Raw genomic sequence first — 24,894 nt, forward strand, 5'->3', positions numbered from 1 at the left:
CGGTGGCGTCGTGCCCCAGTCTGCCGTACGGGTGGCGGTCCGCAGGCGTCCCACACACAACCGGGCGGATCATGACCGTTCCCGGACCATTCCTGGCATCGGAATGGGCGCCGGATTAGCAGGGGTGTTCGGAATTCGTTCGGCGTGCGTTCGATTCGGCTGGTGTGCGGGGGAGAACCGCCACCTCGGCGGCACCGCTCCTTCACCGGGGCCCGGCCCGGCGCCCGCCCGGGCCCCGGCCGCGTTCGGGCTGGTCGTCGCGGTCGCCTACCATCACATACGACACGGTGCCCGCATCCTCGCCGGCACCGGCGCGCCACCCCGACGGCATTGCGGCGGCGCACGGCCCGGCGGCTTGCGGCAGCGCACAGCCCGACGGTCGGCAGCGGCGCGCGGCCCGACGGATCAGCACAGCACGACGGATCAGGAGACCCCGCATGATCGGCCTCGTTCTGGCAGCCGGCGCCGGCCGCCGGCTGCGCCCGTACACCGACACCCTGCCGAAGGCGCTGGTGCCGGTCGACGGGGAGCGGACCGTCCTGGACCTCACCCTCGGCAACTTCGCCGAGGTGGGCCTGCGCGAGGCGGCGATCGTCGTCGGCTACCGCAAGGAGGCGGTCCAGGACCGCAAGGCGGCCCTGGAGCAGAAGTACGGCGTGAAGCTCACCCTGGTCGAGAACGACAAGGCCGAGGAGTGGAACAACGCCTACTCCCTCTGGTGCGCCCGCGAGCTGTTCGGCGAGGGCCTGCTGCTGGCCAACGGCGACACCGTCCACCCGGCCTCCGTGCAGCGGACCATGCTGGAGGGCAACCTGCGGCTCACCGGGGAGGGCCGCGCCCCCGGCATCCTGCTCGCCCTCGACACGGTGAAGAAGCTCGCCGACGAGGAGATGAAGGTCGTCGTCGACCCGGCCGCGGGCATGCGGCGCATCACCAAGCTGATGGACCCGGCCGAGGCGACCGGCGAGTACATCGGCCTCACCGTGATCAACCCGTCCGCCGCCGCCGACCTCACCGACGCGCTGCTCACCACGTACGAGCGCGACCCGCAGCTGTACTACGAGGACGGCTACCAGGAGATGGTCGACCGCGGCCTGCGGATCGACGTGCAGCCGATCGGCGAGGTCTCCTGGGTCGAGGTCGACAACCACGACGACCTGGCCAAGGCGCGGGAGATCGCGTGCCAGTACTGACGCGGCTGGTGCCGTCGCCGGTCTTCGTCGAGATCCGGCCGGGCGCCCTGGACGCGCTCGGCGGCATCCTCGCGGACCAGCGGCTCTCCACCTCGGGCCGGATCGCGGTGGCGATCAGCAACGGCTCGGGCGCGGTGCTGCGCGAGCGGCTGGAGCCCGCCCTGCCGGGCGCCGACTGGTACAACGTCGACGACGGCAGCCTCGACAGCGCGGTGCGGCTGGCGGACGCGATGCGCGGCGGCCACTACGACGCGATCGTCGGCCTCGGCGGCGGCAAGATCATCGACGCCGCCAAGTACGCGGCGGCCCGGGTCGGGCTGCCGCTGGTCGCGGTCGCCACCAACCTCGCCCACGACGGCATCTGCTCACCGGTCTCGACCCTCGACAACGATGCCGGGCGGGGGTCCTACGGGGTCCCCGGTCCGATCGGCATCGTGGTCGACCTCGACGTGATCCGGCAGGCCCCGCCGCGCTTCGTGGCGGCGGGCATAGGCGACGTCATCTCCAACATCTCGGCCTGCGCGGACTGGGAGCTGTCCCAGGTCGAGACCGGCGAGCCGGTGGACGGACTGGCTGTGGCGATGGCCCGTTCGGCGGGCGAGAACCTGCTGCGGCACCCAGGAAACCTTCAGGATCAGGACCTCCTCACGGCGCTCGCCGAAGCCCTGGTACTGTCCGGCATCGCGATGAACATCGCCGGCAGTACCCGGCCCTCGTCGGGCGCCTGCCACGAGATCTCGCATGCCCTGGACGTGCTGTATCCCAAGCGATCCGCCCAGCACGGCGAACAGGTCGGCCTCGGGGCCGCCTTCGCCAGCTTCCTGCGGGGCGAGCGCGAGCTGACCGGTCTGATCGTGGAGCGCCTGGCGCGCCACGGCCTGCCGGTGACCGCAGCTCAGATCGGCTTCACCGAGGCGGAGTTCACCGAAGCGGTGCACTACGCTCCGAATACCCGCCCGGGCCGCTTCACCATTCTTGAGCACCTCGACCTCTCCCCCTCAGCGATCAGGGACGCGTACGCCGACTATGTCCAAGCCGTCAACAGCTGACCCCGCCACGAAGGGCTCGCCCCCGGCCCCGGTGGATCTGACCCGCCGCCCCTCCGTCGAGGAACTGCGCGCGGTGATCCACCCGGAGGGCATGCTCCAGCGCCGCAGTGCGGAGCACTGGGCCGGCCGCCTCTACATGCGGCGGATCTCGCTGCGGATCACCCGCGTGCTCTCCACCGTGACGGCGATCACACCCAACGGCCTGACCTATCTGATGATGGTCACCGGCATCCTGGCCGGGGTCGCGCTGATCGTCCCCGGCCTCGCCGGCGCGGTCCTCGGCGCCCTGCTCATCCAGGTCTACCTGCTGCTGGACTGCGTGGACGGCGAGGTCGCCCGCTGGCGCCGGCAGACCTCGCTCACCGGCGTCTACCTGGACCGGGTCGGCCACTACATGTCCGAGGCGGCCCTGCTGACCGGCCTCGGCCTGCGCGGCTGCGACCTCTTCCACCGGGCCGGCACCGCCGCCCACTGGGAGTGGGCCTTCCTCGGCACGCTGGCCGCGCTCGGCGCCATCCTGATCAAGTCCGAGACGGACCTGGTGGACGTGGCCCGGGCCCGCAGCGGTCTGACGGCGGTCGAGGACAGCGCCTCGGTGCCGCGTTCGTCCGGTGTGGCCAAGGCCCGCCGGGCGGCCGCCTTCCTCAAGTTCCACCGCCTGGTGGGCGCGGTCGAGGCCTCGCTGCTCATCCTCGCCGCGGGCGTCGCGGACGCCGTGCACGGCGGGCTGTTCTTCACCCGGCTCGCGGTGGTCGTGCTGGCCGCGATCGCCATGCTGCAGACCGTGCTGCACCTGCTGAGCATCGTCCTCTCCAGCAGGCTCCGGTGAGCGCCGTGACCGGCCCGGTGCGGGCCGCCGCCGACACCTTCCGGCTCGGCGCGGTCATCATCACGATGGGCAACCGCCCGGCCGAGCTGAACGCGCTGATCGAATCGGTCCGTGCCCAGGAGGGCCCGGCCGTCGAGCTGGCCGTGGTCGCCAACGGCGCCCCGCTGCCGCCGCTCCCGGCGGACGTGCGCAGCGTCGAGCTGCCGGAGAACCTCGGCATCCCCGGGGGCCGCAACGTCGGCATCGAGCTGTTCGGCAAGGACGGCCGGGAGGTCGACGCCGTCCTGTTCCTGGACGACGACGGCCGGCTGCCGGGCACCGACTCGGCCCGCCTGCTGCGCGAGGCCTTCACCGCCGACCCGGAGCTGGGCATCGTCAGCTTCCGGATCGCCGACCCCGACACCGGCGTCACCCAGCGCCGGCACGTCCCCCGGCTGCGCGCCAGCGACCCGCTGCGCTCCTCCCGGGTGACCACCTTCCTGGGCGGCGCGAGCGCCGTGCGCTGCGCGGTGTTCGAGCAGGCCGGCCAGCTGCCCGCCGAGTTCTTCTACGCGCACGAGGAGACCGACCTCGCCTGGCGCGCGCTGGACGCCGGCTGGGGCATCGACTACCGGGCCGACGTGGTGCTGCACCACCCCACCACCTCGCCGGCCCGGCACGCCTCGTACTTCCACAACGTGGCCCGCAACAGGGTGTGGCTCGCCCGACGGAACCTTCCGGCCCTGTTCGTGCCTCTCTACCTGGGAACCTGGTTCCTGCTGACCCTGGCCCGCCGCCCCTCCCCGGAGGCGCTGAAGGCCTGGTGGGGCGGGTTCCGGGCGGGCTGGCGCGAATCCTGCGGTACGCGTCGGCCCATGCGATGGCGTACCGTTTGGCGACTGACCAGGCTGGGCCGGCCACCGGTCATCTGATCGTATGGTTGGGCGGCCCTACGGTGATTTGAACCGTACGGTTCAGACGTCGTACGGTCGTCCGATCGCAGCGGCCGGTGAGCACGCACCGGCCGGACTCTCCCCCGTGATCCGAGTGGATCCCCCTCGGCGCAAGGCCGGCGGACCCCCGCCGACCGGCCCGCCCCGACCCGATCCCGCGCGAAGGACGAATGTGTCGACAGTGAGTGAATCCGTCAGCCTCTCGGCCCCGAGGGGGGCAGACGCGGGCCTGACCCCCAAGCAGCTTGCGGACAAGTACGGTCTGGCGGTCAGCGGCAGACGGCCCGGCCTGATCACCTACTCCAAGCAGCTGTGGGCCCGGCGGCACTTCATCTGGGCCTTCGCCACCGCCCGCCTGGTGGCCCAGTACACCGACGCCAAGCTCGGCCAGCTCTGGCAGGTCGTGACCCCGCTGCTGAACTGCGCGGTGTTCTACCTGGTCTTCGGTGTGATCCTGAAGAGCAAGGACGGCTTCCCGGACGGCACCTACACGGCGTGGCTGTGCATCGGTGTCTTCGTCTTCCAGTTCACCCAGAACGCGGTGCAGTCCGGCACCCGGGCGATCTCCGACAACCTCGGGCTGATCCGCGCGCTGCACTTCCCCCGTGCCTCGCTGCCGATCGCCTTCACGGTGATCCAGCTCCAGCAGCTGCTGATCTCGATGGTCGTGCTGGTCGGCGTCGTGCTGGCCAGCGGCATCGAGCCCGGCCGCACCTGGCTGGCCGTGGTCCCGGCGCTCCTCCTGCAGTCGCTGTTCAACACCGGGGTGGCCCTGGTGATGGCCCGGATCGGTGCCAAGACCAGTGACATCTCGCAGCTCATCCCGTTCGCGATGCGGGCCTGGATGTTCCTCTCCGGCGTGATGTTCAGCATCCAGGACAAGATCAGCACCTGGCCGGAGTTCTGGCAGAAGGTGATGCAGTTCAACCCGGCCTCGGTCTACATGGACCTGCTCCGGCACGCCTTCGCGCCGGTCATCTACAACAAGCACGTCCCCCAGCACCAGGTGCTCCCGCCGCACCAGTGGACGTACGGCATCCTCTGGGCGGTCGGAATGTTCGTGATCGGATACGTCTTCTTCTGGAAGGCCGAGGAGGAGTACGGCCGTGGCTGACACCGACCTGCGAAAGGGACTGACCGTGCGGGACGCCGACGTCGCCCGCGAGCCCACCGTGGTCGTCGACGACGTCCACATCGTCTACCGGGTGCACGGCGCCGGCTCCGGCAAGGGCAGCGCGACCTCCGCGATCAGCCGCATCGTCAGCCGCAAGCGCTCCTCCGGCGTGCGCGAGGTGCACGCCGTCAAGGGGATCAGCTTCACCGCCTACAAGGGCGAGGCGATCGGCCTGATCGGCTCCAACGGCTCCGGCAAGTCGACCATGCTGGCCGCCATCGCCGGCCTGCTGCCGACCGAGAAGGGCGGCATCTACACCAACGGCCAGCCCTCGCTGCTGGGCGTCAACGCGGCGCTGATGAACGAGCTCACCGGCGAGCGCAACGTCGTCCTCGGCTGCCTGGCGATGGGAATGACCCCGGCCCAGGTGCGCGAGCGCTACAACGACATCGTCGAGTTCTCGGGCATCAACGACAAGGGCGACTTCATCTCCCTGCCGATGCGCACCTACTCCTCCGGCATGGGCGCCCGGCTGCGGTTCTCCATCGCGGCGGCGAAGACCCACGACGTGCTGCTGATCGACGAGGCGCTGGCCACCGGCGACCAGGCCTTCCAGCAGCGCAGCAAGAAGCGGATCGACGAGCTGCGCGGGTCCGCCGGTACGGTCTTCCTGGTCAGCCACGACAACAGCTCGATCCGCGAGGTCTGCGAGCGGACCATCTGGATCGAGGCCGGCGAGCTGGTGATGGACGGCCCGACCGAGGAGGTCGTGAGCCGCTACGAGCGCGGCGACCGGCCGTAGCACCGCGGGCCCCGTACGGAGGGCCGGTGACCGGGGCAGCCCGGTCACCGGCCCTCCGTCGTTCGCCCACCCCCGGCCCGGTCCCCCGCGGCGACCCCGGGGTAGCCCGGGTGGCCCGCCGCTGGGCGGGTGAGCGCCCCCGCGCGCCGGGTGGGGCGCCCTTCTCCGGCGCGGCCGGTGGTGTCAGGCTGTAAGGCGCGGGGGTGGTGTGTCGGAGGTGACCCCCGATATCGGACGCGTGTCCGACTCGGGCCGGTCGTACCGAGCGGTGTAGAACGGGGGAGTGACAGCAGTGTCGGCTTCGGCCCAGCCCAGTAGTGAGTCCCGGCCCGGCGACGGGGCGGTGGACGGTTCAGCGGGAGAGACGCTGGACAAGGCGAGCGCGGAGAACTTCCCGGTCGCCCCCTTCTTCCTGCCCGCCGCCTGGCGCGACGACCTGATGGCGGTCTACGGCTTCGCCCGGCTGGTGGACGACGCCGGCGACGGTGACCTGGCCGACCCGGCCGGCGCCGCCCGGCTGCTCGGGGTGGCCGGGCGGCCCCCCGCCACTCCTTCGGCCCAGTCCGGCCCGCCGGGTCCGGCGGAGGTCGCCTTCCGGCTCGCGCTGCTCGACGGGCTGGAGCGGGACCTCGACCGGGTCTTCGAGACCGCCCTGCGTCCCGGGTCCGCCGAGGCCCCCCGCCACCCGCTGATGCGCGGGCTCGTCCCGCTGGTCGACCGGCACGCGCTCACCCCGGAGCCGTTCCGCCGTCTGATCGAGGCCAACCGGGTGGACCAGACCACCGCCCGCTACGCCACCTACCAGGACCTGATCGGCTACTGCAGGCTCTCCGCCGACCCGGTCGGCCGCCTGGTGCTGGGCATCGCGGGCGTCGCCACCCCCGAGCGGATCGAGCTCTCCGACGCCGTCTGCAGCGGCCTCCAGGTGGTCGAGCACATCCAGGACGTCGCCGAGGACCTCGCCCGCGGCCGGATCTACCTCCCGGCCGAGGACCTGGCCCGCTTCGGCGTCACCGAGACGGACCTCGCCGCCCCGGCCGCCGGCCGCGCGGTGCGCGAGCTGATCGCCCACGAGGTGGACCGGGCCCGCACCCTGCTGGACCGCGGCGCGCCATTGGTAGGTACGGTTCGGGGGAGGCTTCGACTGCTCCTGGCGGGATTCACCGCCGGCGGGTACGCGGCCCTGGCAGCCGTCGAGGACGCCGGGTACGACGTGCTCGCCCAGCAGACGAAGCCGGACAAGCGCCGCCTCGCAGTGCGGGCGGCGGCCATCTTCGCGAAGGGAAGGTGAACGCCCGAGTGGCGGCATCACCACTGGCGTCGGCGCAGGTCATGGCGGCGTACCGCTACTGCGAGGCAGTCACCGGACTGCAGGCCCGCAACTTCAGCTACGGCATCCGCCTGCTGCCGGAGCCGAAGCGGCTGGCCATGTCGGCCCTCTACGCCCTGGCGCGGCGGGTCGACGACATCGGCGACGGCGAGCTCCCGGCCGATCGCAAGGCCGAGGCGCTGCTGCGCACGCGCGAGCTGCTGGACGAGATCCGGGCCGGCTCGGTCGCGGAGGACGACACCGACCCGATCAAGGTCGCGCTGGCGGACACCGCCCGGCGGTTCCCGATCCCGCTCGGCGGCTTCGACGAACTGATCGACGGCGTCGAGATGGACCTCAAGGGCGCCGAGTACCAGACGTACGAGGAGCTCAAGGTCTACTGCCGCTGCGTGGCCGGCGCGATCGGCCGGCTCTCGCTCGGCGTGTACGGCTGCGACGACCCCGAGCGCGGGGCCCGCTACGCCGACACCCTGGGCCTGGCGCTCCAGCTCACCAACATCCTGCGCGACCTGCGCGAGGACGCCCTCAACGGCCGCACCTACCTGCCCGCCGAGGACCTCGCCCGGTTCGGCTGCGAGCAGGGCTTCGCGCTGCCCCGGCCGGCGGTCGGCGCCGACTTCACCGGCCTGGTGGCCTTCGAGGCCGCCCGGGCCCAGGCGGCCTTCGAGGAGGGCCTGCGGCTGCTGCCGATGCTCGACCGCCGCAGCCGGGCCTGCACCGCGGCGATGGCCGGGATCTACCACCGGCTGCTCGGCCGGATCGCGGCCGACCCGGAGTCCGTCCTGCGCGGCCGGGTCTCGCTGCCGGGCTGGGAGAAGGCGTACGTGGCGCTTTCCGGGCTCGCCGGGGGGCGTTCTTGATTCTCGCCGCAGTTCTGTCACGCTGTGTCAGCGGGGAATCACTTATGGGTAGAGCCGTGTTGACCACCGTGTTGGGCTACACCGTGTTGACCACGAGCGCCCCGGCCAGGACCGGGTCGGGCGCCGGATGCGAGGGGGAGGGCCGATGACCGGGCGAGCCGATGCCGCGCGCCCGGCCGCTGTCGTGGTCGGCGGCGGCCTGGCCGGCATCACCGCCGCACTCCGGCTGGCCGAGGCCGACCACCGGGTCACCCTGGTCGAGGGCCGCCCCCGGCTGGGCGGCCTGGCCTTCTCGTTCCAGCGCGGCGAGCTGACCGTCGACAACGGCCAGCACGTCTACCTGCGCTGCTGCACGGCCTACCGGGGCCTGCTCGACCGCCTCGGGGCCGGCCGGCTGGTCCATCTCCAGGACCGGCTGGACATCCCGGTGCTCGGGGTGTCCGGGCCCGCCGACGCACCGGTGCGCACGCTCGGCCGGCTCCGCCGGGCCGGCCTGCCCGTGCCGCTGCACCTGGCCGCCAGCCTGGCCCGCTACCCGCACCTGAGCGCGGCCGACCGCGCGAGGGTGGTCCGCGGCGCGCTCGCCCTCCAGGGCCTCGACCTCGCCGACCCGGCGCTGGACTCGGTCTCCTTCGGCGACTGGCTGCGCCGCAACGGGCAGAACGAGCGCACCCTCGCCGCCCTCTGGGACCTGGTGGGCGTGGCCACCCTGAACGCCCGGGCCGGCCAGGTGTCACTGGCGCTGGCCGCGATGGTCTTCAAGACCGGCCTGCTCTCCGACCCGGGCGCCTCCGACATCGGCATGGCCGCCGTTCCGCTCGGCGTGATCCACCACGACCGGGCGCTCGCCGAGCTGGAGCGGGCCGGCGTCACGGTGCTGCTGCGCGCCCGGGTGACCGAGGTCAAGCCGTCCGCACCGCAGCACGCCGTCCGGCTGGAGGGCGGCGAGCTGCTCGCCGCCGACACGGTGGTGCTGGCCGGCGCCCAGGACACCGCGGCCGCCCTGCTGCCGCCCGACGCCGTCGACGCCCAGCACCGGCTGGCCGACTTCGGCACCGCGCCGATCCTCAACGTGCACGTGGTCTACGACCGCGAGGTGCTGCGCCGCCCGTTCTTCGCCGCGCTCGGCTCGCCGGTGCAGTGGGTCTTCGACCGCACCCCGCACTCCGGGCTGGCCGGGACGGAGCTGGGCCGGGCCCACCCCGGTGCCCAGTACCTGGCGCTCTCCCAGTCCGCCGTCCAGGACGAGATCGACCTGCCGGTGGCCGAGCTGCGCCGCCGCTACCTGCCCGAGCTGGCCCGCCTGCTCCCGGCCGCCGCCGGGGCCGAGGTGCTGGACTTCTTCGTCACCCGCGAGCGCACCGCCACCTTCGACCCGGCCCCCGGCACCGCGGCCGTCCGCCCGCCGGCCCGGACGAACGTCCCGGGCCTGCTGCTGGCCGGCGCGTGGACGGCCACCGGGTGGCCCGCGACCATGGAAGGTGCCGTTCGCAGCGGCCACGCCGCGGCCGACGCGGCACTCGCCGGCGCCGGCACCCGGCTTCCGGTGGACCGGGGCGACGGGAGGTGGCCCAGGTGACGCAGGGCCCCACCGCCGGCCCCGGCGACCCCGCGAGATCCGGCCGCCCCGCCGCCGGCCGCACCGGTCTCATCGACATCGCAAGCGCCCGGCCGTCCCGTGCGGCCCGGCACCACCAGGGAGAGGGAACGCACGTGGAGTCACGCACCGGCACTGCCGTCGGAGGCACGGCGCACGCCGAACCGGTCTCGGTGCCGGAGCTGCTCGCCCGCAGCCGCACGCTCTGCACCCCGCCGCTGCGGGCCGCCGCCGCCCGTCTGGCCGCACCGATGGACACCGTCGCGGCCTACCACTTCGGCTGGATCGACCGGGACGGCACGCCTGTCGCGGGGGACGGCGGCAAGGCCGTGCGCCCCGCGCTGGCCCTGCTCTCGGCCCAGTCCGTCGGTGCCCCGGCGGAGGCCGGTGTGCCGGGTGGGGTCGCCGTTGAACTGGTGCACAACTTCTCCCTGCTCCATGATGATCTGATGGACGGTGACGAGACCAGACGGCACCGGGCCACCGCCTGGACGGTCTTCGGACCGGCCCAGGCGATCCTGGTGGGTGACGCCCTGGCTACGCTCGGTACGGAGGTGCTGCTCGACGCCGCCACCGCCGGTGGCGCGAGCCCCACGGACGCCGCGCGCGCCGTCCGCCTGCTCACCACCGCCACCCGGCGGCTCATCGACGGCCAGGCCATGGACGTCGCCTTCGAACAGCGGGACACCGTCACCGTCGCCGAGTGCCTGGAGATGGAGGGCGGCAAGACCGCCGCCCTGCTCGCCGCCGCCTCCGCGATCGGCGCCGTCCTGGCCGGCGCCGACGACCGGGTCTCGGACTCCCTCCAGCGCTACGGCCACCACCTGGGCCTGGCCTTCCAGGCGGTGGACGACCTGCTGGGCATCTGGGGGGCCACCGAGGTCACCGGCAAGCCGCACTGGGGGGACCTCCGCCAGCGCAAGAAGTCCCTGCCGGTCGCCGCGGCGCTCGCCGAGGGCGGCGCGGCCTCGCGCCGGCTCGCCGAACAGCTGGCCGACCCGTCGGGGCGCGGCGAGGAGAGCGAGCCGGAGCTCGCCGCCCGCGCCGCGCTGATCGAGGAGGCCGGCGGCCGCGCCTGGACCCAGGAGGAGGCCCGCCGCCAGCACACGACTGCCCTCGCCGCCCTGGACGAGGTGCCCATGCCCGATGTGGTGCGCGAGCACTTCGTCGCACTCGCCGAATTCGTGGTGGTACGAGAGAGGTGACGTTACGTTGACAGCAACCGCGGACGGCCGGCTCGACCCTGAGTACGATTCCGAGCCGGTCGCGGTGGGCGACCGCCCCCCGGCGCTGCTGAGCGCCGGGCGGTGGCAGCCCGCGGGGCCCGAGGCCGGTGCGGCCGACCGGCCCGACCAGGAGCAGGACGGTCCGGTCTCGGCCGAGGAGGCACTCGCCCGCGCCACCACCCACCTGCTCTCGCTGCAGAGCTCCGAGGGCTGGTGGAAGGGCGACCTGGAGACCAACGTCACCATGGACGCCGAGGACTTACTGCTCCGACAGTTCCTCGGGATCCGGACGGAGGAGCAGACCAAGGCCACCGCGGAGTGGATCCGCTCCCAGCAGCGGGAGGACGGCACCTGGTCCACCTTCCACGGCGGACCGGCCGAGCTCTCCACCACGGTCGAGGCCTACGTCGCCCTCAAGCTCGCCGGTGACGACCCCGCCGCCCCGCACATGCTCGCCGCCGCCCGCTACGTCCGGTCCGCCGGCGGCATCGCGGCCGCCCGGGTCTTCACCCGGATCTGGCTCGCACTCTTCGGCTGGTGGCCCTGGGCACGGCTGCCCGAGATGCCACCGGAGATCATCTTCCTGCCCAAGTGGCTCCCGCTGAACATCTACGCCTTCGGCTGCTGGGCCCGGCAGACCATCGTGCCGCTCACCATCGTCTCGGCCCACCGCCCGGTGCGGCCCGCGCCCTTCCCGCTGACCGAGTTGCACACCGACCCGGAGCAGCCCTTCCCCGAGCGCCCGCTGGCGCCCGCCACCACCTGGGACGGCGTCTTCGAACGCCTGGACAAGGTGCTGCACGCCTACCACCGCCGGGCGCTGCGCCCGCTGCGCCGGCTCGCCCTCTCGCAGGCCTGCCGCTGGATCGTCGAGCGGCAGGAGGCGGACGGCTGCTGGGGCGGTATCCAGCCGCCCGCCGTCTACTCGCTGATCGCCCTGCACCTGGAGGGCTACGAGCTGGAGCACCCGGTGATGCAGGCGGGGCTCTCCTCCTTCGACCGCTTCACCGTGCACACCGAGGACGGCCGGCGCTGGCTGGAAGCCTGCCAGTCCCCGGTCTGGGACACCTGCCTGGCCACCATCGCGCTGGCCGACGCCGGGCTGCCGGCCGACCACCCGGCGCTGGTCTCCGCCGTCGACTGGATGCTCGCCGAGGAGATCACCCGGCGCGGCGACTGGTCCGTCCAGCGGCCCTCGCTCGCCCCCGGCGGCTGGGCGTTCGAGTTCGAGAACGACACCTACCCCGACATCGACGACACCGCCGAGGTGGTGCTCGCCCTGCGCCGGGTGGCCCACCCCGACCCCGCCAAGGTGGGCGGGGCGGTCGACCGCGGGGTCGGCTGGAACCTCGGCATGCAGTCCAAGAACGGCGCCTGGGGCGCGTTCGACGTCGACAACACCAGCACCCTGCCGAACAAGCTGCCGTTCTGCGACTTCGGTGAGGTGGTCGACCCGCCGTCCGCCGACGTCACCGCCCACGTGGTGGAGATGCTCGCCGAGGTCGGCCGGGGCAAGGACCCGAGCACCCGCCGGGGCGTGGAGTGGCTGTTGCGCAACCAGGAGGCCGACGGCTCCTGGTTCGGCCGCTGGGGCACCAACTACATCTACGGCACCGGCTCGGTGCTGCCCGCCCTGGTGGCGGCCGGCGTCCCGGACGAGCACCCCGCGATCCGGCGCGCCGTCCGCTGGCTGGAGGACCGGCAGAACACCGACGGCGGCTGGGGCGAGGACATGCGCTCCTACGAGGACCCGGCCCGCTGGGCCGGGCGCGGCGACTCCACCGCCTCGCAGACCGCCTGGGCGCTGATGGCGCTGCTCGCGGCCGGGGAGGGGCCGGAGGGCCGGGCCAACCCGGCGGTCGTGCGGGGCGTCGACTGGCTGGTCCGCACCCAGCTGCCCGAGGGCACCTGGGACGAGCCGCAGTTCACCGGCACCGGGTTCCCGTGGGACTTCTCCATCAACTACCACCTCTACCGGCTGGTCTTCCCGGTCACCGCGCTCGGGCGGTACCTGCACGGCAGCCCCGCCACCGGCCGGGACACCGCCCCCGGCGCCAAGGGCACCCCTGCCACCGGCAGCCCGGCGATCGGGGCGGCCCGGTGAAGCCTGCCCCCCTGCTGGTGCTCTGCGCGCTCGGCCCCGAGGTCTGGGCCCTGCGCGGAGGGGACTGGCGCGGCGCGGCCGGCGGACCGCCGGTGCTGGTCCGCACCGGCGTCGGCCGCCGCCGGGCCTCCCACACCGTCAGACGACTGCTCACCGCCGTCCCCGGCGGCTACGGCGCCGTCGTGGTGGCCGGATTCGGCGCCGCCGTCGCCCCGGGAATAACACCCGGTGACGTGATCGTTGCGGACGGGGTGCGCGATGCCGAGGGGAACCTCTTCGCGGTCGACTCCGGGCCCGGGCTCAGCCGGGCGCTGACCTCGCGCGGGCTGACGGCCCACACCGGGGTCCACCACACCGCCGACCACGTGGTTCGCGGCCTGGAGCGCCGCGCCCTGCACCTGCAGGGCGCGCTCGCCGTCGACATGGAGGCCGCCGCGGTCCTCGCCGCCCTCCAGGAGATCCGCCCGGCACTGCCCGCCGCCGTCCTGCGGGTGGTGGTCGACACCCCCGAGCGCGAGTTGCTGCGCCCGGGCACCCTGCCGGCCGGCGTCCGCGCCTGGCGCACCCTGCGGGCCACCGTGCCCGCGCTGGTCGACTGGCACCAGCAGAGCCGGGCCCGGCCGGGCGGCCCGGTGTCCGCGACCCTCAACCACCCCACACCCTCGACGCTCCCCCAGGAGGCGAGCTAGCCATGGCCATGCCGTTGCGCCAGACCGTGCGGGTCGGCACCTATCTCATGCAGCAGAAGCTCAAGCGACGGGACAAGTTCCCGCTGATCGTCGAGCTGGAACCACTCTTCGCCTGCAACCTCGCCTGTGAGGGCTGCGGCAAGATCCAGCACCCGGCGGGTGTGCTGAAGCAGCGCATGCCGGTCGCCCAGGCGGTCGGCGCGGTGCTGGAGTCGGGTGCCCCGATGGTCTCGATCGCCGGCGGCGAGCCGCTGATGCACCCGCAGATCGACGAGATCGTCCGCCAGCTGGTGGCGCGTCGCAAGTACGTCTTCCTCTGCACCAACGCGCTGCTGCTGCGCAAGAAGCTGGACAAGTTCACCCCCTCGCCCTACTTCACCTTCACCGTGCACATCGACGGGCTGCGCGAGCGGCACGACGCCTCGGTGGCCAAGGAGGGGACCTTCGACGAGGCGGTGGAGGCGATCAAGGAGGCCAAGCGGCGCGGCTTCCGGGTCACCACCAACAGCACCTTCTTCAACACCGACACCCCGCAGACCATCATCGACGTGCTGGACTACCTCAACGACGACCTCAAGGTCGACGAGATGATGATCTCCCCGGCGTTCGCCTACGAGAAGGCGCCCGACCAGGAGCACTTCCTCGGCGTCGAGCAGACCAGGGAGCTCTTCCGCAAGACGTTCTCCGGCGGCAACCGGCGGCGCTGGCGGCTCAACCACAGCCCGCTCTTCCTGGACTTCCTGGAGGGCAAGGTCGACTTCGAGTGCACCGCCTGGGGCATCCCCAACTACTCGCTCTTCGGCTGGCAGCGCCCCTGCTACCTGATGGCCGACGGGTACGTGCCCACCTACCGCGAGCTGATCGAGAAGACCGACTGGTCGAAGTACGGCCGCGGCAAGGACGCGCGCTGCGCCAACTGCATGGCGCACTGCGGCTACGAGCCGACCGCCGTCCTCGCCACCATGGGCTCGCTCAAGGAGTCGCTGCGCGCGCTCAGCGAGACCGTCGGCGCCAACCGCGGCCGCTGACCGCGCTCCGCCCGGCACGGGGACGCCCCCGTGCCGGGCGAACCCGCCACAGGGGGGCACCACCGTACTGCTCCGAGTCGTGAGGTGAACACATGTCACTGCTCTCCGGCGTCACGTCCCCGGCCGACCTGCGGAAGATCCCGGCCGCCGACCTCCCGCTCCTCGCCGACGAGATCCGCGCCTTCCTGATCGACGCCGTCACCCGGACCGGCGGCCATCTCGGTCCGAACCTCGGCGTGGTGGAGCTGACCATCGCGCTGCACCGGGTGTTCGACTCGCCGTACGACCGGATCGTCTGGGACACCGGCCACCAGAGCTACGTCCACAAACTGCTCACCGGTCGCCAGGACTTCTCGAAACTGCGTTCCAGAGGCGGCCTGTCCGGTTATCCCTCGCGCGCGGAGTCCGAACACGACCTGGTCGAGAACTCGCACGCCTCCACCGCCCTCTCCTACGCCGACGGCCTCGCCAAGGCGGCCCGGCTGCTCGGCCAGTACGACCGGCAGACCGTCGCGGTGATCGGTGACGGGGCGCTCACCGGCGGGCTCGCCTGGGAGGCGCTCAACAACATCGCCGAGGCCCGGGACCGGCCGCTGGTCATCGTGGTCAACGACAACGAGCGCTCCTACGCCAGGACCATCGGCGGCCTCGCCAACCACCTGGCCACGCTGCGCACCACCCAGGGGTACGAGCGCTTCCTCGCCCTCGGCAAGGGGGCGCTGCAACGCACCCCGCTGGTCGGGCAGCCGATCTTCGACGCGCTGCACGGCGCCAAGAAGGGCTTCAAGGACGCCTTCGCCCCGCAGGGCATGTTCGAGGACCTCGGGCTCAAGTACCTCGGCCCGATCGACGGCCACGACGTGGGCGCGGTGGAGCAGGCGCTGCGTCAGGCACGCGGTTTCGGCGGCCCGGTCATCGTGCACTGCCTGACCGTGAAGGGTCGCGGCTACGGCCCGGCCGAGCAGGACGAGGCGGATCGCTTCCACGCCGTCAACCCGATCGACCCGTACACCTGCCTGCCCATCTCGCCCAGTGACGGGGTCTCCTGGACGTCCGTCTTCGGCGAGGAGATGCTCGGGCTCGGCGCGGAGCGGCCGGACCTGGTCGCGATCACCGCCGCGATGCTCCAGCCGGTCGGGCTGGGCAAGTTCGCCAAGGCCTACCCGGAGCGGATCTTCGACGTCGGGATCGCCGAGCAGCATGCCGTGACCAGCGCGGCCGGGCTGGCCACCGGCGGGCTGCACCCGGTGGTCGCGGTGTACGCGACCTTCCTCAACCGGGCCTTCGACCAGGTGCTGATGGACGTCGCGCTGCACCGGCTGGGCGTGACCTTCGTGCTCGACCGCTCCGGGGTGACCGGGCCGGACGGCGCCTCGCACAACGGCATGTGGGACATGTCGATCCTGCAGGTCGTCCCCGGTCTGCGGCTGGCCGCCCCGCGCGACGCCGACCAGCTGCGGGCCCAGCTGCGTGAGGCGGTGGACGTGGCGGACGCGCCGACGGTGGTGCGGTTCCCGAAGGGGAACATCGGGCCGGCCGTGCCGGCCGTGGAGCGCATCGGCGGCGTCGACGTGCTGCTGCGGACCGGTGAGCTGCCGGAGATCCTGCTGGTCGCCGTGGGCACCACGGCGGCCGCCGGGCTGGACGCGGCGCGGCTGCTGCTGGCCGAGGGGTTCACCGCGACGGTCGTCGACCCGCGCTGGGTCAAGCCGGTCGACCCGGCCCTGCCCGCGCTGGCCGCCGCGCACCGGCTGGTCGTCACGGTCGAGGACAACGGCCGGACCGGCGGTGTCGGTGCGGCGGTCGCCCAGGCCCTGCGGGACGCCGACGTGGACGTCCCGGTGCGGGTGCTCGGCCTGCCGCAGGAGTTCCTCGGCCACGCCGCCCGGGGCGAGATCCTGGAGGAGACCGGCCTGACCGGTACCGGGGTCGCCGCGCAGACCGCTGCCTTCGCCAAGAACCTGCTACCGACCAGAGGAGCGAACCAGCGCCATGCCGGCTGACCCCGACCGCACCGAAGCCCGCTTCGACCTCGCCGCGCTGCTCGCCGAGCGCGGCGGCGAACGGTACGAGCTGCACAGCCGCTACCTCAATCCGCAGCTGCCGCGGATGCTGCACACCATCGGCTTCGACAAGTACTACGAGCGCGCCGAGGGCCAGTACTTCTACGACGCCGAGGGGAACGAGTACCTCGACATGCTGGCCGGCTTCGGCATCTTCGCGCTGGGCCGCCACCACCCGGTGGTGCGCGGGGCGGTCCAGCAGGTGATGGACCTCGGCCTGCCCGACCTGGTCCGGTTCGACTGTTCGCCACTGCCCGGCCTGCTCGCCGAGCGACTGCTCGCCCACGCGCCCGGGCTGGACCGGGTCTTCTTCGGCAACAGCGGCACCGAGGCGGTGGAGACGGCGCTGAAGTTCGCCCGCTACGCCACCGGCCGCCGGCGGGTGCTCTACGCCGACCACGCCTTCCACGGGCTGACCACCGGCTCGCTCTCGGTCAACGGCGAGAGCGGCTTCCGCAAGGGCTTCGACCCGCTGCTGCCGGACACCGCGATCCCGCTCGGTGACCTAGGGGCGCTGGCCAAGGAGCTGAAGAAGGGTGATGTCGCGGCGCTGATCGTGGAGCCGGTCCAGGGCAAGGGCGTGCAGGCCCCGCCGCCGGGCTGGCTGCGTGCGGCGCAGGAACTGCTGCACGAGCACAAGGCGCTGCTGATCTGCGACGAGGTGCAGACCGGCATCGGCCGGACCGGGGAGTTCTTCGCCTACCAGCACGAGGAGGGCGTGCTCCCCGACCTGGTCTGCGCGGCCAAGGCGCTCTCCGGCGGCTACGTGCCGGTCGGGGCGACGCTCGGCAAGGGCTGGATCTTCGAGAAGGTCTACTCCTCGATGGACCGGGTGCTGGTGCACTCGGCCAGCTTCGGCGCCAACGCGCAGGCGATGGCGGCGGGCCTGGCGACCCTGGAGGTGATGCGGGACGAGAAGGTGGTGGAGAACGCCCGCGCCGTCGGGGACCGGTTCCGGGAGCGGTTGACCGCGCTGGTCGACCGGTACGAGTTGCTGGCCGAGGTCCGCGGTCGCGGGCTGATGATCGGGATCGAGTTCGGCCGGCCGAAGTCGCTGAAGCTGCGGACCGGGTGGACGGCGTTGCAGGCGGCGCGCAAGGGCCTGTTCGCGCAGATGGTGGTCGTCCCGCTGTTGCAGCGGCACCGGATCCTCACCCAGGTCTCCGGCGACCACCTGGAGGTGATCAAGCTGATCCCGCCGCTGATCATCACCGATCGTGACGTGGACCGGTTCATCGACGCCTTCACCGATGTGATGGACGACGCGCACCGGGGGAGCGGCCTGATGTGGGACTTCGGGCGGACGCTGGTGAAGCAGGCGGTCGGCAACCGCTGAGCGGGCGTGGGGACGACGGAGTGGGAAGTCGGACGGGCCGACTTCCCACTCCGTGGGAGATACCGCGTCAGAGCTCGGTCCGGCGGCGCCGGATGACCACGACGAGATCGACGACGGCGAACAGGGTGAGGATTCCGCAGGCCACGGCGAATCCGGTGAGGGTGCCCCGGCTGGGAGCGCCGTACGCCGGAGCGTTGGCGGCCCACACCGCGAAGGCCACCGTGGCGATGGCGAACAGCGGCGTGAAAGTCAGCGAGAGCAGATAGCGCAGTTTGAGGTCGCTCCGGGCGGTCCTGGGTTCGGTGCCGCTCTTCCAGCGCCGCGGCGTGGTGGCTCGCATACCCGTGCACCTCCCGTCGGCCGGGTGCGGTCTACGATTCCAGCGTACGTCCGGGTGCGAGCGGGGGAGGGCCGATGTCGGAAGCGGACGCGGAGGGCTACGCGGGGCTGCGGGTGGAGCGGGCGGAGGAGCTGGCCCGTCGGCACGGCTGGGCATCCGTCCGGGTGCTGCCGCCCGGGGCGATGATGACCATGGACCACCGGGAGGGGCGGCTCAACCTCGCGGTGCGCGACGGGGTGGTGGAACGCAGCTGGGAGGGGTGAGCGCGGGCCCGCGCCGCCGGGCGATCCGGTCCTCGACGCCGTGCACCAGGGGTTCCAGCAGGGGCAGCGCGAGCAGCACCAGCAGGCCGGCGGCCCAGCCGGCCAGGACGTCGGTGACCCAGTGGGTGCCGAGGTAGACGGTGGTGAGCCCGACCGAGGCGGCGGTGGCGCCCGCGAGTGCCGCGCCGCAGCGCCGCCAGCGGACCGCCAGGTAGGCCAGCACTCCCCAGGTGACCACGGCGTTGGCGGTGTGCCCGGAGGGGAATATGGTGCCGCCGGAGAAGACTTCGGGCGAGCCGACGTAGTGGGCGTAGTGCGGGCCGAGCCGGCCGGTGACGATCTTCACCGTGCCGACCGTGACGTTGAGCAGCAGCAGCGCCGCGCCCATCACCAGCAGCGGGCGCAGCCGCCGCAGCCGGTGGGCCCGCCAGCCGAGCCAGGCGAAGGCGGCGACGGCGGACGGGCCGCGCTGCCCGGCCACCACCCAGTTGTCGAGCAGCGGCTCCAGGTGGGGCCACCGTTCGTAGGGGCGGGCGAGGCCCACGGCCCAGTCGAGGTCGACCAGCGGGGTGTCGAGGAGGACGCCCACCACCACGACCAGATAGCCGAGCGCGGTGAGGGCCAGCAGGCCGGTCCACCGTCGGCCGGGCGGTGACCGACGGGGTTCTCCGGGGGTGCGGCGTGGGCGCTTGCGGCGGGTGGTCGGGTTCTCTCGCAATTCACTCGGCGCTTGCACGCCGGTGACCCTACCCAGCGGGTCGGCGCGGCTCCCGGCAGGATTCGGAATTCTTCGGGGAGGCGTTTGAATGACCGGATCGCCGTCATTCCCGTCCGATTTTCCGATGTTCTCCTATCGCTTTTCTGAGCGGTTTTCGATCAGGCATTCCCCTGGGCCGGCCGAGCGAACGGAGTGGGAGACCGGCCTCGCCGGTTCCCACTCCGTGGTAACCCTGTGTAGGTTCGTCGGGTCAGTCGAGCGGGCCGCCGGCCACGTAGATGACCTGGCCGGACACGAATCCGGCGCCCTCGCCGGCCAGGAACGAGATGGTGTTGGCGACGTCCTCGGGCACGCCGACCCGCTGGACCGGGATCTGCGAGGCGGCGGCGCGCTTGAACTCCTCGAACTCCATCCCGACCCGGGCGGCGGTGGCCGCCGTCATGTCGGTGGCGATGAATCCGGGGGCGACGGCGTTGGCGGTGATCCCGAATCGGCCCAGTTCGATCGCCAGGGTCTTGGTGAAGCCCTGGAGGCCGGCCTTGGCGGCGGAGTAGTTGGCCTGGCCGCGGTTGCCCTGGGCCGAGGACGAGGACAGGTTGATCACGCGGCCGAAGCCGGCGTCCACCATGTGCTTCTGCACCGCGCGGGTCATCAGGAAGGCACCGCGGAGGTGAACGTTCATGACCGTGTCCCAGTCGGACTCGGACATCTTGAAGATCAGGTTGTCGCGCAGGACGCCCGCGTTGTTGACCAGGACGACCGGGGCGCCCAGTTCGGCGGTGATCCGGTCGACCGCGGCCTGCACCTGTCCGGCGTCCGAGACGTCCGCCCCGACGGCGAGGGCCCGGCCGCCGGCGGCGGTGATCCGGTCGACGACGTCCTTGCCGGCCGTCTCCTCCAGGTCCAGCACGGCGACGGCGTAGCCGTCGGCCGCCAGGCGCTCGGCGGTGGCGGCGCCCAGACCGCGCGCGGCGCCGGTGACGACGGCGACCCTGGGTGCGGTGCTCTGCTCGGTCATGCTCGCTCTCGTCTCTCTCGGATCTCGCCGGGAGGCTCCCGAGGAGTCGCCCGGCGGAGGGTGGACCGCTGAGTGGGCCATACCCTACCGGCGAGTAGGGTGCGCGGCCAGGGCGGAAGACGCAGGTGACCGAGGGTAAGGACCGGCCGGTCGGCTTTCTCCGGCGAACGGGTTACCGACGGGTCGGCACGGCGCGTAAATATGCCAATGTTGCCGAACCTGCGTCTACTATCCGCCCCCGCCTGCCAGCGAGGGCCTGCCGTTTGTATAGTGTCCGCCAGCAGCCACCGGCTGCACGGCTGGAGCGCCCTCCCTCACAGCGGGACGCCCACTCGCCGTTACTGCCCCACCCGGGTGTCCCACACACACCGGGTGTGACATCGGGACGGATACATGGTGCTGGGGGAGATCCCGACGACCCGCGTGTCCGCGCGACTGCAGCAGTCGCCCGGGCACCTGATCCGCGTTGCACAGCAGGTACACACCCGTCTGTGGTCCGAACACGTCGGAGCCGATCTCACGGCTCCGCAGTTCGCCGTTCTGCTGGTCCTCGCCCTCGAACCGGGTGCTGACCAGCGGACGGTCGGCGAGCGCGCCTCGCTGGACAAGGCCACGATGGCCGAGATGGTCGCCCGGCTGGTCCGGCGCGGCCTGGTGCTGCGACGCCGCGATCCGGCCGACGGCCGGCGCAAACTGCTCGCTCTCTCGCAGAGCGGCGCACAGGCGGTGCGCGAGGCCACCGGCGGAGTGGTCCGTGTGCAGCGCACGCTCTTCGAGCCGCTCGTGGCCGAGGAGCAGCTGGAGATTGTCCGGGTGATGGCCAAGATAGCCAGGCTTGAACCCGCCGCGGTCGCCGTCCTCACCGACGCGCGACCGATGCTGGACGCCCAGCGGGCGATCGGCTATCTGATCAGGGTGAGCCAGCAGGTGCACACCAAGCTCTGGTCGGAGCACGTCGGTTCGGAGCTGACGGCGCCGCAGTACGCGGTGCTCGACGCCCTCGAACTGGAACCGGGCGCGGACCAGCGCACGGTCGGTGAGCTGGCCTCGCTGGACAAGGCCACGATGGCCGAGATGGTCAGCCGGCTGGTCCGGCGCGGCCTGGTGCAGCGCCGGCGCGACCCCTCGGACGGGCGGCGCAACCTGCTGTCGCTCTCGCCGGCGGGTCAGGACCTGCTGCACCGCTCGGCGGCGGGCGTCGCCCACGTCCAGCGGCTGCTGCTCGCTCCGCTGGACGAGGACGAGCACGAACCCGCGATGGCTCTGATCGCCAAGGCGGCCAGACTCTAGGCTCCGCCTTCGAGTTCCAGCCAAAACGATTCGCCAACGTACCGAAGGCCGCCGACCCGAATGTGGGAAGGCGGCCTTCGGTATTGACGGACGTTCAGGAGCGCGGCGCCGGAGCCGCGCTCACCGAGCGTGTCAGTTCCAGTCGAACTCCTGCGGGTCCGGGCCGATCCGCACGTTGGAGGCGATGCCGGCGATCGCGACGAGGTCGGCCGCGTCCAGCTCGAAGCCGGCCACGTCCAGGTTCTCCTTGATCCGGGACGGGGTGACCGACTTGGGGATCGCGACGATGCCGCTCTGCAGGTGCCAGCGGAGCACCACCTGGGCCACCGTGCGGCCGTGCTTCGCGGCGATCCGCACCAGCGCGGGCTCGGCGAGCAGCTCCTTGCCCTGGCCCAGCGGGCTCCAGGCCTCGGTGGCGATGCCGTGCCGGGCGTGGAAGGCGCGCAGCTCGTCCTGCGGGAAGTACGGGTGCAGCTCGACCTGGTTCAGCGCCGGGGCGACGGAGGCCTCGCTGAGGAGGTGGGCGAGCTGCTCGGGGCCGAAGTTCGAGACGCCGATCGACGTGACCCGGCCGTCGGCCCGGAGCTCCTCGAACGCCTTCCAGACGTTCAGGTAGCTGCCGTGCATCGGGCGCGGCCAGTGGATCAGGTAGAGGTCGAGGTACTCCAGGCCGAGCTTGGCCAGCGAGGCGTCGAACTCGCGCTTCACCGCGTCGCGGCCCTGCGGGCCGGACCAGTCGCGGGTGCCGGAGTTCCAGAGCTTGGTGGTGATGTAGAGGTCCTCGCGGGCGACGCCGCCCGCGATCGCCCCGGAGATCGCCTGGCCGGTGCCGGCCTCGTTCTCGTAGATCGCGGCGGTGTCGATCGAGCGGTAGCCGGTCTCGATGGCGGTGCGGACGGCGGCCGTGGCCTCCGCGTCCGGGACCTGCCACACGCCGAAGCCCAGCTGCGGGATCTGCGAGCCGTCGTTGAGGGTGACGCTGGGGATGGTGCTCACGGGAAGGGGTGCCTCCGGTTAGTCCCTATGGTTCGAGTGGACCAACCGGCGTGCTGTCCGGATTGTTCCCGTCCGGCCGAAGAAATTTCCGACGCGTTGTACCGGCGTGCGCAGGCTGTTGCGAGGGGGGCGCGCGCCGCGGAAAACCTGTTGCGCAGATCACAGTCGCCTTGGCAGGCTCGCTGCCATGACCTCCTGAGCAGCCCCTCCGGCCGTGACCGCACCGGCCCCCCTTCCCGCGTTCCTCCTTTCCCGTGCTCCTCGCGCCACCGCGCGACGAGCGCGTCCGTGCCAATCGCCCGTACCATCCGTAACGGAGCGTCATGCCGCTCAAGACCCTGCCGCTGGCCGACCCCGGCGACCCGGACCTCTCCTCCCCCCTCGCGTTCCTGCGCTGGCTTCAGCGCAGCCAGCGGCGCGGGCAGGTGCTCGCCACCTGCTGGTCGCTGCTGGAGATGGGCAGCCGGGCGGCCCTACCGCTCCCGGTCGGCCTCGGCGTCCAGGCCGTCGTGGACGGTGACGCGGCCGGCCTCCGGTGGGCCGGCGCCGCCGTGCTCGCCCTGGCCGTCGTCGCCGCCTTCGGCGCCGTCATGCTGCACCGCCAGGCGGTGTGGAACTGGATCCACGCCGCCACCCAGGTCCGCCAGCTGGTCTCCCGTCAGGCCTCCCACCTCGGCGCCGGCCTGTCCCGGCGGATCGCCACCGGTGAGATCGTCGCCGTCGGCAGCGGGGACGTGGAGAAGATCGGCTGGTACGTCGAACTGGTCGCCCGGTTGCGCGGCGCGGTGATCGTCTGGCTGGCGGTCAGCGTCGCGGTGCTGGTCACCGAACCCCTGCTCGGCCTGGCCGTCCTGCTCGGCGTCCCGGTCCTGGCCGCCTCGGTCTGGCCACTGCTGGGCCCGTTCGAGCGGCGCTACTCCGAGCAGCGCGCGCTCGGCGGCAAGGCGACCGAGCTGGCCGCCGACACCGTGGCCGGCCTCCGGGTGCTGCGCGGCATCGGCGGTGAGGAGCTGTTCCTCGACCGCTACCGGGCGGCCTCCCAGAAGGTCCGCACGGCCGCCGTCCGCTCGGCCCGGGTCTGGTCGCTGATGCAGGCCCAGCAGGTCCTGCTGCCGGGCCTGTTCGTGGTCGGCGTCACCTGGTACGGAGCCCGGCTGGCCGCGCGCGGGGAGATCGGGATCGGCACCCTCGTCGCCGTCTACGGCGCCACCGCCTACCTGGCCTCGCCGCTGCGGATCCTCGGCGAGGCCGCGCACGCCTGGAGCGTCGCCCGGGTCTCCGCCGGGCGGGCCGCCCGGGTGCTCTCGCTCAGCCGGACGACCGGCACCGCCGAGGCCGTGCTGACCGGGCCCGACCGGGCCGACCTGTTCGACCCGGCCTCCGGGCTGACCGCCCGGGCCGGTGAGCTGACCGCCGTCGTCTGCGGCGACCCGGACTTCGCCGGGGCGCTCGCCGAGCGGCTCGGCGGGCACGTCCCGTCGGCCGAGGGCGAGCGGCGGGAGGTCTCCGTCCGGCTCGGCGGCACCGAGCTGGACGCCGTCCCGCTGGCCCAGGCCCGGGCGGCGGTGCTGGTCCACGACAAGGAGCCGGTGCTGCTCTCCGGCACCCTGGCCGAACTCTTCGACATCCCCGCCTCGGGCCGGGTCACGCCCGCCGAGGCCCTGGCCGCCGCCCGCGCCGAGGACGTTCTGGACGCCCTCGTGGACGGCTCGCCCGAGTGCGAGGGGGACGCCATGCGGGCCGGGATCACCGAGCGCGGCCGCTCGCTCTCCGGTGGCCAGCGCCAGCGGCTGGCGCTGGCCCGCGCGCTGCTGGCCGACCCGCCGGTGCTCGTCCTGGACGAGCCCACCAGCGCGGTCGACGCCCACACCGAGTCCCGGATCGCGACCGGGCTGCGCAAGAGCCGGGAGGGGCGCACCACGGTGGTGTTCGCCACCAGCCCGCTGCTGCTGGACCAGGCGGACCGGGTGGTGCTGCTCCAGGCCGGCCGGGCCACCGCGGCCGGCCGCCACCGCGAGCTGATGCGCACCGAGCCCGCCTACCGCGCCGTGGTCACCCGGGACGAGGAGCCGGCAGCGGTCGGGGAGGCCGTATGAGCAGCCCGTCCGTCCGCCGCC

At 72.8% G+C, this 24,894-nt stretch carries 22 protein-coding genes; 18 read left to right on the plus strand and 4 right to left on the minus strand.

Annotated elements, in window-relative coordinates; all coding sequences use genetic code 11:
• Window positions 1-437 precede the first annotated feature (437 nt).
• The 15 genes from ACIQTO_RS30275 to ACIQTO_RS30345 all read left to right on the plus strand — a co-directional run bounded on the left by ACIQTO_RS30275 (window position 438) and on the right by ACIQTO_RS30345 (window position 18,152).
• Window positions 438-1,193, plus strand: coding sequence for a sugar phosphate nucleotidyltransferase (locus ACIQTO_RS30275; protein WP_402394615.1), 756 nt, complete (start codon window positions 438-440; stop codon window positions 1,191-1,193).
• A complete protein-coding gene (locus ACIQTO_RS30280) occupies window positions 1,181-2,242 on the plus strand; it encodes an iron-containing alcohol dehydrogenase family protein (RefSeq protein WP_402394618.1) in 1,062 nt (353 codons plus the stop codon). Before ACIQTO_RS30275 ends, ACIQTO_RS30280 begins: the two co-directional genes overlap by 13 nt.
• A gap of 91 nt (window positions 2,243-2,333) precedes the next feature.
• Window positions 2,334-3,071 (plus strand): CDP-alcohol phosphatidyltransferase family protein, encoded by a 738-nt coding sequence (locus ACIQTO_RS30285; RefSeq protein ID WP_402394768.1) that lies wholly within the window; start codon window positions 2,334-2,336, stop codon window positions 3,069-3,071.
• 65 nt (window positions 3,072-3,136) lie between these two features.
• The gene (locus ACIQTO_RS30290) at window positions 3,137-3,982 is read left to right on the plus strand and encodes a glycosyltransferase family 2 protein (protein ID WP_402394770.1); all 846 of its coding nucleotides are present in this window, start codon (window positions 3,137-3,139) and stop codon (window positions 3,980-3,982) included.
• Between the two features lie 193 nt (window positions 3,983-4,175).
• Entirely contained in the window at window positions 4,176-5,117 is a 942-nt protein-coding gene (locus ACIQTO_RS30295) for an ABC transporter permease (RefSeq protein WP_402394621.1), read from the plus strand.
• A complete protein-coding gene (locus ACIQTO_RS30300; RefSeq protein ID WP_402394624.1) occupies window positions 5,110-5,919 on the plus strand; it encodes an ABC transporter ATP-binding protein in 810 nt (269 codons plus the stop codon). Before ACIQTO_RS30295 ends, ACIQTO_RS30300 begins: the two co-directional genes overlap by 8 nt.
• Window positions 5,920-6,262: 343 nt before the next feature.
• A complete protein-coding gene (hpnC, locus tag ACIQTO_RS30305; RefSeq protein ID WP_402394773.1) occupies window positions 6,263-7,210 on the plus strand; it encodes a squalene synthase HpnC in 948 nt (315 codons plus the stop codon).
• Between the two features lie 41 nt (window positions 7,211-7,251).
• Complete coding sequence (hpnD, locus tag ACIQTO_RS30310; RefSeq protein ID WP_380576959.1) at window positions 7,252-8,109, plus strand: presqualene diphosphate synthase HpnD; 858 nt, start codon at window positions 7,252-7,254, stop codon at window positions 8,107-8,109.
• Between the two features lie 145 nt (window positions 8,110-8,254).
• Complete coding sequence (gene hpnE, locus ACIQTO_RS30315) at window positions 8,255-9,688, plus strand: hydroxysqualene dehydroxylase HpnE (protein WP_402394626.1); 1,434 nt, start codon at window positions 8,255-8,257, stop codon at window positions 9,686-9,688.
• 134 nt (window positions 9,689-9,822) lie between these two features.
• Window positions 9,823-10,911: a polyprenyl synthetase family protein gene (locus ACIQTO_RS30320; RefSeq protein WP_402394628.1), complete on the plus strand. Its 1,089-nt coding sequence runs from the start codon at window positions 9,823-9,825 to the stop codon at window positions 10,909-10,911.
• A gap of 7 nt (window positions 10,912-10,918) precedes the next feature.
• The gene (gene shc / locus ACIQTO_RS30325; RefSeq protein ID WP_402394630.1) at window positions 10,919-13,036 is read left to right on the plus strand and encodes a squalene--hopene cyclase; all 2,118 of its coding nucleotides are present in this window, start codon (window positions 10,919-10,921) and stop codon (window positions 13,034-13,036) included.
• Window positions 13,033-13,725, plus strand: a complete 693-nt coding sequence (locus tag ACIQTO_RS30330; RefSeq protein WP_402394633.1) for a 1-hydroxy-2-methyl-2-butenyl 4-diphosphate reductase — start codon at window positions 13,033-13,035, stop codon at window positions 13,723-13,725. Before shc ends, ACIQTO_RS30330 begins: the two co-directional genes overlap by 4 nt.
• Window positions 13,726-13,727: 2 nt before the next feature.
• Window positions 13,728-14,753: an adenosyl-hopene transferase HpnH gene (hpnH, locus tag ACIQTO_RS30335; protein ID WP_380576930.1), complete on the plus strand. Its 1,026-nt coding sequence runs from the start codon at window positions 13,728-13,730 to the stop codon at window positions 14,751-14,753.
• Between the two features lie 92 nt (window positions 14,754-14,845).
• Window positions 14,846-16,756 carry a 1-deoxy-D-xylulose-5-phosphate synthase gene (gene dxs, locus ACIQTO_RS30340; protein WP_402394636.1) on the plus strand — a complete coding sequence of 637 codons (1,911 nt, stop codon included), beginning with the start codon at window positions 14,846-14,848 and terminating at the stop codon, window positions 16,754-16,756.
• Complete coding sequence (locus ACIQTO_RS30345) at window positions 16,746-18,152, plus strand: aspartate aminotransferase family protein (protein WP_402394638.1); 1,407 nt, start codon at window positions 16,746-16,748, stop codon at window positions 18,150-18,152. The genes dxs and ACIQTO_RS30345 overlap by 11 nt, the downstream gene beginning before the upstream one ends.
• A gap of 67 nt (window positions 18,153-18,219) precedes the next feature.
• Here ACIQTO_RS30345 and ACIQTO_RS30350 read toward each other — a convergent pair whose 3' ends face one another.
• Complete coding sequence (locus tag ACIQTO_RS30350) at window positions 18,220-18,492, minus strand: DUF6343 family protein (RefSeq protein WP_402394641.1); 273 nt, start codon at window positions 18,490-18,492, stop codon at window positions 18,220-18,222.
• A gap of 74 nt (window positions 18,493-18,566) precedes the next feature.
• Here ACIQTO_RS30350 and ACIQTO_RS30355 point away from each other — a divergent pair, with 74 nt between their 5' ends.
• Complete coding sequence (locus ACIQTO_RS30355; protein WP_402394644.1) at window positions 18,567-18,755, plus strand: I78 family peptidase inhibitor; 189 nt, start codon at window positions 18,567-18,569, stop codon at window positions 18,753-18,755.
• On the opposite strand, the gene ACIQTO_RS30360 is transcribed toward ACIQTO_RS30355, so the two are convergent.
• Entirely contained in the window at window positions 18,706-19,491 is a 786-nt protein-coding gene (locus ACIQTO_RS30360) for a phosphatase PAP2 family protein (protein ID WP_402394647.1), read from the minus strand. The genes ACIQTO_RS30355 and ACIQTO_RS30360 overlap by 50 nt on opposite strands.
• 232 nt (window positions 19,492-19,723) lie before the next feature.
• Window positions 19,724-20,491: a 3-oxoacyl-ACP reductase FabG gene (gene fabG, locus ACIQTO_RS30365; RefSeq protein WP_402394650.1), complete on the minus strand. Its 768-nt coding sequence runs from the start codon at window positions 20,489-20,491 to the stop codon at window positions 19,724-19,726.
• A gap of 393 nt (window positions 20,492-20,884) precedes the next feature.
• Here fabG and ACIQTO_RS30370 point away from each other — a divergent pair, with 393 nt between their 5' ends.
• On the plus strand, window positions 20,885-21,781 hold the full coding sequence (locus ACIQTO_RS30370) for a MarR family winged helix-turn-helix transcriptional regulator (protein WP_380576937.1): 897 nt from the start codon (window positions 20,885-20,887) through the stop codon (window positions 21,779-21,781).
• A 132-nt stretch (window positions 21,782-21,913) separates the two neighbouring features.
• Here ACIQTO_RS30370 and ACIQTO_RS30375 read toward each other — a convergent pair whose 3' ends face one another.
• Entirely contained in the window at window positions 21,914-22,777 is an 864-nt protein-coding gene (locus tag ACIQTO_RS30375) for an aldo/keto reductase (protein ID WP_402394651.1), read from the minus strand.
• Window positions 22,778-23,100: 323 nt separating this feature from the next.
• Here ACIQTO_RS30375 and ACIQTO_RS30380 point away from each other — a divergent pair, with 323 nt between their 5' ends.
• Complete coding sequence (locus ACIQTO_RS30380) at window positions 23,101-24,873, plus strand: ABC transporter transmembrane domain-containing protein (protein ID WP_402394654.1); 1,773 nt, start codon at window positions 23,101-23,103, stop codon at window positions 24,871-24,873.
• Window positions 24,874-24,894 lie beyond the last annotated feature (21 nt).

It is taken from the genome of Kitasatospora sp. NPDC091207, assembly GCF_044768625.1.
Classification (GTDB): Bacteria; Actinomycetota; Actinomycetes; order Streptomycetales; family Streptomycetaceae; genus Kitasatospora.

Bases quoted from the DNA above. Each gene is read 5' to 3' on its own strand.
- ACIQTO_RS30275 (WP_402394615.1), top strand. From the start codon at position 438: ATGATCGGCCTCGTTCTGGCAGCCGGCGCCGGCCGCCGGCTGCGCCCG.
- ACIQTO_RS30285 (WP_402394768.1), top strand. From the start codon at position 2,334: ATGCTCCAGCGCCGCAGTGCGGAGCACTGGGCCGGCCGCCTCTACATG.
- ACIQTO_RS30290 (WP_402394770.1), top strand. From the start codon at position 3,137: ATGGGCAACCGCCCGGCCGAGCTGAACGCGCTGATCGAATCGGTCCGT.
- hpnD (WP_380576959.1), top strand. From the start codon at position 7,252: ATGGCGGCGTACCGCTACTGCGAGGCAGTCACCGGACTGCAGGCCCGC.
- hpnE (WP_402394626.1), top strand. From the start codon at position 8,255: ATGACCGGGCGAGCCGATGCCGCGCGCCCGGCCGCTGTCGTGGTCGGC.
- hpnH (WP_380576930.1), top strand. From the start codon at position 13,728: ATGGCCATGCCGTTGCGCCAGACCGTGCGGGTCGGCACCTATCTCATG.
- dxs (WP_402394636.1), top strand. From the start codon at position 14,846: ATGTCACTGCTCTCCGGCGTCACGTCCCCGGCCGACCTGCGGAAGATC.
- ACIQTO_RS30345 (WP_402394638.1), top strand. From the start codon at position 16,746: ATGCCGGCTGACCCCGACCGCACCGAAGCCCGCTTCGACCTCGCCGCG.
- ACIQTO_RS30350 (WP_402394641.1), bottom strand. From the start codon at position 18,492: ATGCGAGCCACCACGCCGCGGCGCTGGAAGAGCGGCACCGAACCCAGG.
- ACIQTO_RS30355 (WP_402394644.1), top strand. From the start codon at position 18,567: ATGTCGGAAGCGGACGCGGAGGGCTACGCGGGGCTGCGGGTGGAGCGG.
- fabG (WP_402394650.1), bottom strand. From the start codon at position 20,491: ATGACCGAGCAGAGCACCGCACCCAGGGTCGCCGTCGTCACCGGCGCC.
- ACIQTO_RS30370 (WP_380576937.1), top strand. From the start codon at position 20,885: ATGGTGCTGGGGGAGATCCCGACGACCCGCGTGTCCGCGCGACTGCAG.
- ACIQTO_RS30380 (WP_402394654.1), top strand. From the start codon at position 23,101: ATGCCGCTCAAGACCCTGCCGCTGGCCGACCCCGGCGACCCGGACCTC.